Below are 13,320 nucleotides of genomic sequence, written 5' to 3' on the forward strand. Positions count from 1 at the left end.
CGTGATAATCATTGCCGCCGGGCGGAGGTGGCACTATCTTGTCTCCTGTACACGACCGCCGTCCGCGATCGCCGTACCCATCGACCCCGGTCCGAAAGGCACGAGACATGACTGACCCCAACGCAACCCCGCCGTACGACCCGGCTGCAGGGCAGCCGACTCCTCCCCCCGGGCAGACCCCTCCTCCCGGCTACCAGGCTCCCCCGCCCGGGTACCAGGCCCCGCCGCCCGGCTACCAGGGAGCACCGGCCGCGGCCGCACCGCTGTCGCCCGCCGAAGACAAGCAGTGGGCCTTCCTCGGCCAGCTCGGCGGCATCCTGGGCTGGATCCCGCCGCTGATCATCTGGCTGGTCTTCAAAGACCGCGGCCCGCTGACCAACCAGGAGGCCAAGGAGTCCCTCAACTTCCAGATCACGGTGGCGATCTTCGTGGTGGGGCTCTACATCCTCGGCACCATCACGGCCTTCATCTTCATCGGCTTCCTGTTCTACTTCCTCGCCTGGGCGGTGCAGATCGTCGGCCTGATCTTCGCGATCATCGCCGGTCTGCGCGTCAACGCGGGCGGTACCTACCGCTACTTCTTCAACTTCCGCTTCATCAAGTAAGCGGTCGTCAACGACGAACGGGTTCTCTCTCCGTCTTCGACTGAGCTTCGCCCAGAGGCGACGGAGAGAGAACCCGTTTGTCGTTTCCTGGGGAGGGTGTGGGGGGGAGGTCAGGTGAGACGGCGGACTACGGCGTCGGCCAGGAGGCGGCCCTTGAGGGTGAGCGTGAGGGTGCCGGCGAGGGCGTCGGGGCCGGAGACGAGACCGTCGGCGATGAGGCCCGCGACCTCGCGGCGCGCATCCGGGGCCAGGGTGGGGATGCGCAGGGCACCGCGCACGCGGGTGAGGAGCAGGATACGCTCGAGCTCGCGGGTGTCGAGGTCGATGGTCTCGCGGCCGGCCGCGGGCGATTCACCGGCGGCGATGCGCTGGGCGTAGGCCGCAGGGTGCTTGACGTTCCACCAGCGGGTGTCTCCGACGTAGCTGTGCGAACCCGGGCCGATGCCCCACCAGTCGTTGCCCACCCAGTAGCCGAGGTTGTGCCGCGAGGGCGCGCCGGTGTCGCGATGCGCCCAGTTGCTCACCTCGTACCAGTCGTAGCCCGCGGCCGCGAGCGTCGCATCCGCCCGCTCGTACATGTCGGCCTGCAGGTCGTCGGAGGGTTCGGGCACGACGCCGGAGCGGATCTGGCGGGCGAGCTTCGTCCCGTCCTCCACGATCAGCGCGTAGGCCGAGACGTGGTCGGGCTGCTCGGCCACGACCGCGTCGAGCGAGCGCTGCCAGTCGTCGATCGTCTCCCCGGGCGTTCCGTAGATGAGGTCGAGGCTCACCTGCAGACCGGCCTCTCGGGCCCAGCGCACCACGAGCGGGACGCGGGCCGGATCGTGCGTGCGCTCGAGCGTGGCGAGCACGCTCGGCACCGCCGACTGCATCCCGAAGCTGACGCGGGTGAAGCCGGCCTGCGCGAGCGTCTGCAGGTAGGCGGCGTCGACCGAGTCGGGGTTCGCCTCGGTGGTGATCTCGGCATCCGGTGCGAAGCCCCAGGTGTCATGGGCGGCGCCCAGCATGGCGACGAGCTGCGACGAGGGCAGCAGCGTGGGCGTGCCGCCGCCGAAGAAGACGGTGGAGAGCGGGCGCTCGGCGACTCCGGATGCGCGGAGCACCCCCTGCGCGAAGTGCATCTCGGCGATCGCCTGGGCAGCGTAGTCGGACTGCTTCACGCCGCGCAGCTCGGTGGCCGTGTAGGTGTTGAAGTCGCAGTAGCCGCAGCGCACCCGGCAGAACGGCACGTGCACGTAGAGGCCGAAGTCGCGCTCGTGCGACGAGTCGCGGCCGGTGTCGGCGCCGGAAGCGGCGTCGGCGCCCGCGCCCGCGCGCGGCAGCAGGCCGTCCGCCGGAGCGGGGTCGCCCACCGGGAGGATGGAGGGCACGACGGCGCCTACACCCCCGCGCCGGAGCGGGCGGGGGTTCCGGATGAGGCGGAGGAGGTGACCGCGGGGGCCGAGGCGGCGCCGGCCGCACCGCCCGCGGCGGTCGCCATGCTCGGCAGCAGCGACCGCAGGTAGCGCTTCGTGGCGCGCGCCTGGAAGAGGCGCAGCACGGGCGAGCCGAGACGGTAGTACCAGGTGCTCGGCCGCGAGAACGCGCGCACCACGATCCAGACCGAGTCGTCGGAGAGGTGCTCCACCACGAAGCTCTCCTCCCCCGAGGCGGGGTGGCCGGGAAGGGTGCCGTAGGCGAAGCCGATCCGCCCCGGCTCGTTCACGACGTAGACGACGCGGACGGGGGCGTACATCCGGAACCAGAGAACGCTGATGGCGAGCATCGCGGTGGTGCCGGCCGAGACCAGCGGGGTGCCGTCTTCGCCGTAGGCCTGCTCGGGCGCGGCCGTGCGCGCGGCCAGCGGGGTGCCGAAGTCGTCGTAGACGAGTCCGGCGTAGTCGGTCTCGGAGGGGGCCGGGGGGCGGATGTCGCCCACGCCGATGCCGGCTCCGCGCTGCACGCCCCAGGCCAGCAGCCGCGCGGAGGCGTTCTCGAAGCGCTCGACACCGCTGCCCAGGCGTGCCCGGCGCTCGATCGGGCGGAAGCCCTTCGGCGGGTAGTACATCAGGTCGTCGGCCTGCGTGGCGCCGATCGCCGCGTAGCTCAGCGAGGCGGCCGCGCGCGGGTCGTCGCTCTGCTCGGCGGCGGCACGCGTCGAGCGCACCGGTCCGCCGGCACCACCGGTGCGCACCACGCCGGCGGCCACTACTTCTTGTCCTTCTTCTCGACGTCGCCCGAGAGCGCGGCGATGAACGCCTCCTGCGGAACCTCCACGCGGCCCACCATCTTCATGCGCTTCTTGCCCTCTTTCTGCTTCTCGAGCAGCTTGCGCTTGCGGGTGATGTCACCGCCGTAGCACTTGGCCAGGACGTCTTTGCGCATGGCACGGATCGACTCGCGCGCGATGATGCGGGCGCCGATCGCGGCCTGGATCGGCACCTCGAACTGCTGGCGCGGGATGAGCTCGCGGAGCCGGCCCGTCATCAGCACGCCGTAGGCGTAGGCCTTGTCGCGGTGCACGATGGCGCTGAACGCATCCACCTGCTCGCCCTGCAGCAGGATGTCGACCTTCACGAGGTCGGCCGACTGCTCGCCGGCGGGCTCGTAGTCCAGGCTCGCGTAGCCCGCGGTCTTCGACTTCAGGTTGTCGAAGAAGTCGAACACGATCTCGCCGAGCGGCATCGTGTACTTGATCTCGACCCGGTCTTCGCCGAGGTAGTCCATGCCCTGCAGGATGCCGCGGCGGCTCTGGCAGAGCTCCATGATGGTGCCCACGTAATCCTTGGGCGCCAGGATGGCCGCGTTCACCACGGGCTCCTGCACGCTCACGATCTTGCCGCCCGGGAACTCGCTCGGGTTCGTGACCGTGACCGTCTTCTTGTCTTCGGTGGTGACCTCGTAGATCACGCTCGGCGCCGTGGCGATGAGGTCGAGGTTGAACTCGCGCTCGAGCCGCTCGGTGATGATCTCGAGGTGCAGCAGACCGAGGAACCCGCAGCGGAACCCGAAACCGAGGGCGACGGATGTCTCGGGCTCGTAGACGAGGGCCGCGTCGCTGAGCTTCAGCTTGTCGAGCGCCTCGCGGAGCACCGGGTAGTCGCTGCCGTCGATCGGGTACAGGCCCGAGAACACCATCGGCAGCGGTTCGGTGTACCCGGGCAGCGCCTGCGTGGCGGGCTTCATCGCCGTGGTGACGGTGTCGCCGACCTTGGACTGGCGCACGTCTTTCACGCCCGTGATGAGGTAGCCGACCTCGCCGACGCCGAGCCCCTTCGAGGGCGTGGGCTCGGGGCTGGACACGCCGATCTCGAGGATCTCGTGCGTGGCCCGGGTCGACATCATCTGGATGCGCTCGCGCGGGCTGAGGTGCCCGTCGATCATGCGCACGTAGGTGACCACGCCGCGGTAGGCGTCGTAGACGGAGTCGAAGATCATGGCGCGCGCCGCGGCATCCGGATCTCCGACGGGGGCGGGGATGCGCTCGACGACCCGGTCGAGCAGGTCTTCGACGCCCATGCCGGTCTTGCCGCTGACGCGCAGCACGTCGTCCGGGTCGCCGCCGATGAGGCTCGCGAGCTCTTTGGCGTACTTGTCGGGGTCAGCCGCCGGGAGGTCGATCTTGTTCAGCACGGGGATGATCGTGAGGTCGTTCTCAAGTGCCAGGTAGAGGTTCGCGAGGGTCTGGGCCTCGATGCCCTGGGCCGCGTCGACGAGCAGGATGGCGCCCTCGCAGGCGGCGAGGGAGCGGCTCACCTCGTAGGAGAAGTCGACGTGACCGGGGGTGTCGATCATGTTGAGGGCGAAGGTGTCGAGGCCCCGCGACCACGGCATCCGCACCGCCTGGCTCTTGATGGTGATGCCGCGCTCGCGCTCGATGTCCATCCGGTCGAGGTACTGGGCGCGCATGTCGCGGTCGCTGACGACGCCGGTGATGCCGAGCATCCGGTCGGCCAGGGTCGACTTGCCGTGGTCGATGTGCGCGATGATGCAGAAGTTGCGGATGAATGCGGGGTCGGTGGAGGCCGGTTCAAGGGCCTTCAGTGATTGGGGGCTCACGCATTCCTCTGGGTCGGCGGACGTTCCATTCTGCCATGCGCGGCCGGCAGCGACGCCTCGCGGTCCGGGGGCCGCCGCCGTCGTCTCATCTCGTCACGCACCTGGCCGAGGATGCGCCCGGTGGGTTGAATAGGGGCATGGCTATCTTCCTCACCGGCGCGACCGGTTACATCGGATCCGCAGTCCTCCGTCAGCTCCGGGCTCAGGGGCGCGACGTCGTCGCCCTCGTGCGCAGCGAGGAGAAGGCCGCGGAGATCCAGCAGACGGGCGCGAGCACCGTGCTCGGCTCGATCACCGACCGCGAGCTCGTCACGAAGCTCGCGCTGGACAGCGACGGCGTCATCCACACCGCCTCCCCCGGCGACGACTCCAGCGCGGCGACCGACGACACCTTCGTCTCGGCCGTGTTCGCGGGGCTCGAGGGCAGCGACAAGCCCTACGTGCACACCGGCGGCATCTGGATCTTCGGCAGCGGCACCGACCTCACCGAGCGCACCCCGTTCGACCCGCCGGCGCTCACCTCGTGGCGGGTGCCGATCGAGGCGCGCGTGCGCAGCGCCGCGGGCGTGAAGACCACCATCATCGCCCCCGGCATCGTGTTCGGTCACGGCGCGGGCATCCCGGCGCTGGTGGCCGGCGCACCGCGGGGGTCGGATGCCTCGGGAGAGCCCGCGCTGCAGATCGTGGGGTCGGGCGCCGAGCACTGGACGACCGTGTTCGTGGAGGATCTCGCCGAGCTGTACATCCTCGCCTTCGACCTGGCCGACGCGGGCTCGTACTACATCGGCGCCAGCGGCGAGAACCCGACGGTGCGCGAGATCGGCGAGGCGGCGTCGGCGGGCGTCGGGCTCGACGGGCGGGTGGCGCCCACCTCGGTCGAGCAGGTGCACGCCTGGCTCGGTGAGGGGTTCGGCGACGCGCTGCTGCTCGACCAGCAGGCCACCGGATCGGCCGCCCGCATCGACCTCGGCTGGGAGCCGAACGGCCCCACCCTGCTCGACGAGCTGCGCTCGGGCTCGTACGTGCGCTGAGGCGCGAACCGCGGGTCAGGGGGCGAGGACGGCGCGGGCCACGTCGGCGGGGGCGACGAAGGCGCCCTGCGCCTCGACACGGTGGACCAGGGCCACGAGAGCCGCGTTGACGGGGGCGTCACGGCCGGCGGCGTGCGCCTCGGCCACGACCGCGCCGTTGAGGTGGTCGATCTCGGTGAGCTGACCGCGCCGGATGCTCTGCAGCGTCGATCCCGGATTCGGCGTCGCGCCGATGCGCCGGGACATCAGCCGCGGCAGCAGCTGCGCGATCGGCCGCGGCGCGTGCGCGAAAGCGCTGAGCAGCCCGTCGCTCAGGCCGAGCAGCGTCTCGAACCGCACGCCGCGGGCGCGGGCGACACCGACCGCCTCGCGCATGCTCGCCGTGAGCACCGCCCGGAGCCCCCGGTCGGCGATCGTCTGCTGCACCGAGAGGCCGGTGATCGCCGGGAGCGCGTTGACCTGGTTGACGATCAGCTTCGTCCACTGCGCCCCGGTGAAGTTCGGCGTGGTCTCGACGGGCAGGAAGTCGCTCAGGGTCGCGCGGGCGAGCTCGAACGCCGGCTCCGGCGTCGAGTCGAGGCGGCCGAGGTAGGTGGAGGCGGGTGTGGTGATCGCCACCTCGCCCGGCGAGAGGAACGAAGCCGCGAACAACGCCAGCGCGCCGATGACCGGTGTGCCGGGGAGCTGTGCGGCCGCGGCCTCCGAGCCCCCGAGGCCGTTCTGCACGACGACCAGCGGCACCCCCTCGAGCACCGCCGCGTTGTCGGCCAGGGCCTGGCGGGCATCCTGAGCCTTGACGCAGACCAGCGCCAGCTCGGGGGTGTCGCCCGCGTCGAGGGTCGCGGACGCCCGCACTCGCGCGGTGTGCTCGCCCCAGTGGCCGGTGAGGTGCACCCCCCGGTCGCGAATCGCATCGAGCTGCGCTCCGCGGGCGGTGACCGTCACCTCGTGGCCGTGCCGGTCGGCCAGCGCGGCGATCACGCCGCCGACGGCACCGGCGCCGATCACGGCGAGTCTCATCGCGGGGAGATGAGGTCGGCCCCGGGTGACCCCGGGTCGGGCAGGCGGCGGATGCCCTCGAGCAGATCGGTGGACGACGCGGCGACGCACAGCCGGATCCAGCCCTCGCCCGTCCGCCCGAAGGCGCTGCCGGGTGCGACGGCGACGCGTCGCTGGAGCAGCAGCCGCTCGGCCCAGGCGGCCACGTCACCGCCGCTCGCGGAGGACACGTCCACCCACAGATAGAACGCACCCGAGGGCTCGAGGTACCGGATGCCGCGCTCGCGCAGCGCGGTCGTGGCCAGTCGCAGGTTCTCGCCGTAGTGCTCGGCGGCGCGCTGAACCGACTCCTGCGAGCCGGTGAGGGCCACCACAGCGGCGCGCTGGGCCGGGGTGTTCACGCAGCTGATCATCGCCTCCTGCGAGGCTCCCAGGAGGGTCGAGAACCCGGGCGGCGTCAGCAGCCAGCCCACTCGCGCGCCGGTGAGCGCATAGGTCTTCGACGCGGAGAAGACGGTCAGAACGCGCTCGAGGTCGCGCCCGTCGCCCTCGGCGGCGAGAGCGGCGACACTCACGTGCGGCGCGCCGTAGGTGAAGCGCTCGTACACCTCGTCGCTGATCAGCCAGAGATCGTGCCGCCGGGCGAACGCGAGCAGTGCGCGCAGCGTGGGCTCGTCGAAGACCGCGCCGAGCGGGTTGGACGGGGAGTTGACGATCAGCACCCGGGTGCGGTCGGTGACGAGCCGCTCGAGCTCGTCGAGGTCGGGGGTGAAGCCGGCCGCCGGGCGGAGCGGATACGGCACCGGCACGGCGGAGAGCAGGTGCGCGTTCATCGTGAAGGTCGTGTAGCCCGGATCGGGCACGAGCACCTCGTCGCCCGCATCCAGCAGCAACGTCATCGCCAGGTACAGGCCCTGGGTGGCGCCGACGGTCACCCACACCTGCTCGGGGTCGATGCGGATCCCGTTGCGTTCGGCGACCGTCTTCACGATGGCGTTCCGCAGCTCGGGGATGCCCCCGTTCGGCGTGTAGTCGGTGTCGTCGGCCTGCCAGGCGGCCGCACCCGCGGCCAGCACCTCCGGCGCGACCGGAACGTCGGGCTCGCCCACGGCGAGGAAGACCACGTCGTCGAGCGACAGCGCGAGCTCGAAGATGCGGCGGATGCCCGAGGGCGGGACCGTGTCGGTGTGCGAGGCGAGACGTGGCATAGGCTTCTACGGTACCGCGTGGGCTTCGACTCCAGCCGGAGTTCGGATTGTCCAGACGGCACAGAACTGGTAATGTTGCCTGTTGGCTTACGCATTCACGCTCTCGGCGGGATGCGAACAGCGAGTGGCTTCTTCCGCGGCCCGGCCGCAGCGGAGCATCGCACCGCATTCATCCGAACAGATACAGAGGTTATTTCCGTGGCAAACATCAAGTCGCAGATCAAGCGCATCGGCACCAACAAGAAGGCTCAGGAGCGCAACAAGGCGGTCAAGAGCGGGCTCAAGACCGCCATCCGCGCCACTCGCGAGGCCGTCGTCGCCGGCGACAAGAGCAAGGCCGAGACCGCACTGGTGCTCGCCGGCAAGAAGCTCGACAAGGCCGTGTCGAAGGGCGTCATCCACAAGAACCAGGCCGCGAACCGCAAGTCGGCCATCGCGAAGCAGGTCGCCGCTCTCTGAGCCGCGTCCCCCTCGAATCAGGCTCCGCTCCGGCGGGGCCTTTTTCGTGCGCCCGGGCAGAGGGAGCCTCCTTTGTCGCTGGGACTCAGAGGTTTCCGCGGGCCGAGACGATGCCGATCATGTGTTCGAGGGCGAACACCGGGTCGCGCCCGGCGCCCTTCACGCTCTCGTCGGTCTCGGCGAGCACCTGGATGCTGCGACCCAAACCCTCGCCCGTCCAGCCGGAGAGATCGCGGCGCGCACGGTCGATCTGCCACGGCGCCATGCCGAGCTGACCGGCGAGCTGCCCCGACCCCCCGCGCGTGCCGATGACCTTCGCCATCGTGCGCAGCTTCATGGCGAACGCGGCCACGATCGGCACCGGATCGGCCCCGGACGCGAGAGCGTGCCGCAGCAGACCGAGCGACTCGCCGTAGTTGCCGGCCAGTGCCGAGTCGGCCACCGCGAAGGCGTTCGTCTCGACCCGACCGGCGTAGTACCGCTGGACGGTGACCTCGGTGATCTCCTCGGCGGAATCGGACGCGAGCTGGGCGCACGCGGCCGAGAGCTCGGCCAGATCGTCGGAGAACGCCGACACCAGGGCGCGGATCGCGCCGGGCGAGACCCGCTTGCCGGCCGCCCGGAACTCCGCCGAGGCGAAGTCGTACTTGTCGGAGTCGCGCTTGAGCTCGGTGCAGACGATCTCGATGGCCACACCGGATGCGGCGCGCACCGCCTCGAGCAGCTTCTTGCCGCGCACGCCCCCGCCGTGCCGGAGCACCACGTAGGTGTCGTCGGCCGGGTAGCCGAGATAGGCGATGGCATCCTCGATCAAGGCGTCGGTGCACTTCTCGACCGAGGCGATGCGGATGAGCCGCGGCTCGGCGAACAGCGACGGGCTGGCGATCGACAAGAGCTCGCCCGGAGCATAGGAGGCCGCGTCGATGTCGGCCACCTCGAGGCTCGGATCCTCCGTCTTCAGCAGGTCGCGCAGCTGACGGATGGCCCGCTCGGCCAGGAAGCTCTCGGTGCCCGACACCAGGATGACCGGCGAGGGCCGCACCTGGTTCCATTCCAGCTGCGGGATGGCGACCTTGGCGCTCGCCTTCGGCTTGGACGCCGTCGATCCGCCTCGTGCTGCCGCCATGGTCACCTCCCGTTTCGAGCCCGGCCATCAGCCTATCCGCAGCCGCCGACGCCGGTCGCCCGGTTCCCGGTGCCACCCGCCCCGCCCTGGCCGCCCGTCCGGCCGGCGTCAGCCGACCGGGCGCCCGGGTGCCCGGAAGCCCGGAAGCCCGGACGGGGCTCCTAGGGCGGCACCGGCCGCTCGGTCCAGACCGAGATCGCGCCCGACGTCCCCGAGATCACCGTCAACCCCTCCTGGTCGGTGCGGAAGGCGCGCGTTCCGGCGAGCGCGAGCATCGCCAGCAGCTCGTCGGTCGGGTGCCCGTACCGGTTGCCGAGCCCGACCGAGATGACGCCGACGGATGCCCGCACCGCCAGGTACAGGGCCTGGCTCTGGTCGGCCGATCCGTGGTGCGCGACCTTCACGACGTCGACGACGGGCAGGGCGTTCACGGAGCGCACCGCGTTCTGGGCCCGCTCGCCCAGGTCGCCGAGGAAGAGCATCCGGAGCGGGCCGGTGAGGCTCACGGTGACGCTGGCGTCGTTGCCGCGGAGGTCGGTGCCGCCTTCGGGCCAGACGACGTCCCAGTGGTAGTCACCGAGCTCGCCGGCGAGACCTCGCCGGGCCTGCATCACCTCGGCTCCGCCGGAGCGGAGAGCGGTGAGCAACGCGTCGTCGCTCGGGCCGTCGGCCGGCCCGACGAGAGCGCGGTCGACCCGCCCGGTGACAGCGGCGATGCCGCCGACGTGGTCGCGGTCGTAGTGGGTGAGCACCAGGAGGTCGATGCGCTGCACGTGCATCCGCTCCAGGCAGGCCGTGAGCGGCGCGGGCTCCGGCCCCACATCGACGAGCGCGATCTCGTCGCGACTGTGCACGAGCACCGCGTCGCCCTGCCCGATGTCGCAGGCGGCGAGCTGCCAGTCGCGCGGGACGGCGGCGTCGCGAGCCAGGGCCGCACCGCCGAGGCCGGCCAGCGAGATCAGCAGACCGCAGGCCGCCACTGCCCCGCACACACCCGCGACGAGCGGATGCCGTCGGGCGGCGAACAGCGCGACGAGGACGAGGACGGTCGCGAGCAGCGCCACCACGACCGCGACCGCGCTGTCGGGCAGCGCGATCGCCGCGAACGGCGCCCCGGCGAAGAACCGGGCCACCGCCCCGATCCACGCCGAGGGCAGCCACGGCAGCCAGGCGGCGAACCCGGCGAGCCCCGGCGCCGCGACGCTCAGCAGGCACAGAACCAGCCCCAGGATGCTCACGAGCGCGGCGGCGGGTTCGGCCAGCACGTTGGCCGGCAGGGTGTACGGCGTGAGCTGGGGAGCGATGGCGAAGAGCACGGGTTGGCAGGCGATCTGCGCGGCCAGCGGGACGGCCAGCGCCAACGCGAGCGACGCGGGCACGACCCGCCCGATCACCGCCGCGATGGGGCGGGTGAGCAGCAGCAGCCCGGCCGTGGCCAGCACCGAGAGGGCGAACCCGGCGCTGCGGCCGAGCCACGGGTCGAGCGTCAGCAGCACCACCACCGAGAGGCAGAGCGGCGGAACGCCCGCCGAGGGCCGGCCGATCGCGAGCGCCACCAGCACGATCACCGCCATGGCGGCCGCGCGCAGCACGCTCGGCTCGGGAGTCACCAGCACCACGAACAGCACCAGCACGAGCACCGACAGGCCGATCCTCAGTCGCCTTCCCAGCCCCACCGCGCCGCCGAGCAGCATCACCGCCGTGACGACCACCGCGCAGTTCGCGCCGGACACCGCCGTGAGGTGGGTCAGCCCGCTCACGGTCATCGCCTGCCGGAGCCCGTCGGAGACGCCCGAGTCGTCGCCGATCGCGAGCCCGGCCAGCAGTTCTGCACCGTCGCCCGGCAGCCCCGCGGTGCTCGTGCGGAACGCGTCGCGCGTGGCACTCGCCCAGCCCAGGTACCACGGCGGATCGGCGAGCACACGCGGTGCGTCGCGGGCGAAGAACAGGAACTCCCGCGAATCACCCGGCTCCAGCGCGGTCAGCGTGCCCCGCACGACGAGTGCTGAGCCGATCGGCCACGACGAGACGTCCGCATCCGCCGCCGGCACCGTGGCGAACAGCACCGTCGGCGCGCGGGCCGGCACAGTTCGGTCGCCCGCTGTGAAGGACTCCAAGGCGACCCCCAAGGAGATCCGCGTCTGCGGCGCAGGCCCTGTGGCGTCGGCGGGTGCTCCCGACGTCGCTCCCGAAGGGGTCTGCGGATATGCCGGAGGGAACCCGTCGGCACGCACCTGCGGGAGGCCGGTGACGATGAACCGCGCGGAGCCGACCCGTGGCCCGCTGTCAGCGACATCCGGATGCCGCAGGTGCCCCAGCCCGAACACCGCGGTCGCCACCAGCGCCAGCACGGCCACCCCGAGAGCCGCCGTCGGCAGCAGCCCCACCGCACGCCCCACCCTGCCCCTCACCGCCGCGGCAGCCGCACGCAGCGCCCCGTTCCCGGTGGCCGCGGCAGCCGCACCTGGCGCCGCATTCCCGGCGGCCACGGCAAGCGCACGCGGCACCCCATTCCCGGCGGCCACGGCAACCGCACGCGGCACCCCATTCCCGGCCTCCACGGCAACCGCACGTGGCGCCCCGTTCCCGGCGGCCACGGCAGCCCCACGTGGCGAGGTGGTGGCGCGTGGCGAGGTGACGGCGGGCGGTGACACCGCGGCAGGCCGCGAGGCGACGGCGGGCGGCGACGCGGTGGCAGGTGGTGAGGCGGTGGCGAGCGGTGGGACGGTGTCGGATGGCGGGGCGGTGGCGGATGGCGGGGCGGGCGGGGCCGACGAGGCTCGGCGGCGGCGTGGACGTTGCCGACGCTGTCGCAGGCACAGGAGGGCCAGCGCGGCGGCGGCCGGCCAGGCGAGCGCGGCGGTCGCCGCGGCGGCCTGCGGCCACCCCGTGAGCATCCACGCCGTGGCCCAGGCAAGCACGGCCGCGGGCGCGAGGCGCAGATCGGGGGCCATCAGACCGTCACGAGGTCGCGCAGACCCTCCAGCGTCTTCTCGCCGATTCCGGTGACCTGCAGCAGGTCGTCGACGGAGGCGAAGCGGCCGTTCTCGGTGCGCCAGCTCACGATCCGGGCCGCCATCGCGGGGCCGATCCGTGGAAGCGCGTCGAGATCGAGCTCCGTCGCCGCGTTCAGGTCGATCGGCGCACTCACCGCCGGCGCTCCTGCACCGCCCCCTCCCCCTCTGCTGCCCACTGCCGCGGCTCCCGAGCCACCCGAGCCCGCCGAGCCCGCCGAACCGGCCGGAGCCGCCTCACCGACCGCGAGCACCCGCACCTGCTCCCCGTCGGCCAGAGGCCGCGCGAGGTTCACGGAGGCCTGCTCGGCCGTCTCGGTGAAGCCGCCGGCCAGACCGACCGCATCCACCACCCGAGAGCCCTCGGCGAGCTCGTAGACGCCCGGGCGCGCCACCGCGCCGAGCAGGTGCACGAGGATGACGGCCCCGGCGGCCTCCGGGACGCCCGCGGCGGCACCGGCATCCGGAGCCGCATCCGTCGCCCCCGGCGGGGCGGACGACGGGGAGATCGAGCCGGACGGAGCCGACGAGGTGGTCGACGATGTCCTGGTTCCGGCGGCACCCCCGCCCGTCACCACGGTCGTCGCGCCCACCGGCGACAGCGCGGTGATCAGCACCGAGCACACCAGCGCCACGACGACCAGCACGATCGCGGCCCCCACGCCGATCCGCACGCGCGCCGACGGCCCGCGCGGGACCTCGGCGGGAAGGTCGGGGCTCACCCCGGGGGATGCGGAGACCGGGAGCTGCAGATCTGACATGCGGTCAGAGTAGGCAGGCGGTCTCCGCGGCCGGGCCGGCCCGAGCCGATCTGTGCAGAACCCCCGGGGTCGCGCGGGC

Annotated in this window: 11 protein-coding genes; 3 read left to right on the plus strand and 8 right to left on the minus strand. The window is 72.2% G+C overall.

Features of this window, described 5'->3' with window-relative positions:
* Positions 1-107: 107 nt before the first annotated feature.
* On the plus strand, positions 108-605 hold the full coding sequence (locus ACN4JJ_RS09180) for a DUF4870 domain-containing protein (protein ID WP_291053572.1): 498 nt from the start codon (positions 108-110) through the stop codon (positions 603-605).
* Between the two features lie 110 nt (positions 606-715).
* On the opposite strand, the gene hemW is transcribed toward ACN4JJ_RS09180, so the two are convergent.
* From hemW to lepA, 3 genes are read right to left on the minus strand one after another with little or no spacing between them, the layout of a single operon-like run.
* Positions 716-1,975 carry a radical SAM family heme chaperone HemW gene (gene hemW / locus ACN4JJ_RS09185; protein ID WP_440709613.1) on the minus strand — a complete coding sequence of 420 codons (1,260 nt, stop codon included), beginning with the start codon at positions 1,973-1,975 and terminating at the stop codon, positions 716-718.
* A gap of 8 nt (positions 1,976-1,983) precedes the next feature.
* Positions 1,984-2,793, minus strand: coding sequence for a DUF1990 domain-containing protein (locus ACN4JJ_RS09190; protein WP_440709614.1), 810 nt, complete (start codon positions 2,791-2,793; stop codon positions 1,984-1,986).
* Positions 2,793-4,643: a translation elongation factor 4 gene (gene lepA, locus ACN4JJ_RS09195; protein WP_440709615.1), complete on the minus strand. Its 1,851-nt coding sequence runs from the start codon at positions 4,641-4,643 to the stop codon at positions 2,793-2,795. Before lepA ends, ACN4JJ_RS09190 begins: the two co-directional genes overlap by 1 nt.
* Positions 4,644-4,780: 137 nt before the next feature.
* Between lepA and ACN4JJ_RS09200 the strand changes: the two genes are divergently transcribed.
* Positions 4,781-5,674, plus strand: coding sequence for an NAD-dependent epimerase/dehydratase family protein (locus tag ACN4JJ_RS09200; RefSeq protein ID WP_440709616.1), 894 nt, complete (start codon positions 4,781-4,783; stop codon positions 5,672-5,674).
* A 15-nt stretch (positions 5,675-5,689) separates the two neighbouring features.
* On the opposite strand, the gene ACN4JJ_RS09205 is transcribed toward ACN4JJ_RS09200, so the two are convergent.
* Entirely contained in the window at positions 5,690-6,694 is a 1,005-nt protein-coding gene (locus tag ACN4JJ_RS09205; RefSeq protein ID WP_440709617.1) for a ketopantoate reductase family protein, read from the minus strand.
* Complete coding sequence (locus ACN4JJ_RS09210) at positions 6,691-7,881, minus strand: pyridoxal phosphate-dependent aminotransferase (protein ID WP_440709618.1); 1,191 nt, start codon at positions 7,879-7,881, stop codon at positions 6,691-6,693. Before ACN4JJ_RS09210 ends, ACN4JJ_RS09205 begins: the two co-directional genes overlap by 4 nt.
* 198 nt (positions 7,882-8,079) lie before the next feature.
* Here ACN4JJ_RS09210 and rpsT point away from each other — a divergent pair, with 198 nt between their 5' ends.
* On the plus strand, positions 8,080-8,340 hold the full coding sequence (gene rpsT, locus ACN4JJ_RS09215) for a 30S ribosomal protein S20 (RefSeq protein ID WP_291053592.1): 261 nt from the start codon (positions 8,080-8,082) through the stop codon (positions 8,338-8,340).
* An 85-nt stretch (positions 8,341-8,425) separates the two neighbouring features.
* On the opposite strand, the gene holA is transcribed toward rpsT, so the two are convergent.
* From holA to ACN4JJ_RS09230, 3 genes are all read right to left on the minus strand, one after another.
* Positions 8,426-9,466, minus strand: coding sequence for a DNA polymerase III subunit delta (gene holA, locus ACN4JJ_RS09220; RefSeq protein ID WP_440709619.1), 1,041 nt, complete (start codon positions 9,464-9,466; stop codon positions 8,426-8,428).
* A 161-nt stretch (positions 9,467-9,627) separates the two neighbouring features.
* Positions 9,628-11,865 carry a ComEC/Rec2 family competence protein gene (locus ACN4JJ_RS09225; protein ID WP_440709620.1) on the minus strand — a complete coding sequence of 746 codons (2,238 nt, stop codon included), beginning with the start codon at positions 11,863-11,865 and terminating at the stop codon, positions 9,628-9,630.
* A gap of 554 nt (positions 11,866-12,419) precedes the next feature.
* Positions 12,420-13,241, minus strand: coding sequence for a helix-hairpin-helix domain-containing protein (locus ACN4JJ_RS09230; RefSeq protein WP_440709621.1), 822 nt, complete (start codon positions 13,239-13,241; stop codon positions 12,420-12,422).
* Positions 13,242-13,320: the final 79 nt, after the last annotated feature.

The sequence above is a fragment of the Herbiconiux dendrobii genome (assembly GCF_052048175.1).
In the GTDB taxonomy this organism is placed as follows: Bacteria; Actinomycetota; Actinomycetes; order Actinomycetales; family Microbacteriaceae; genus Herbiconiux.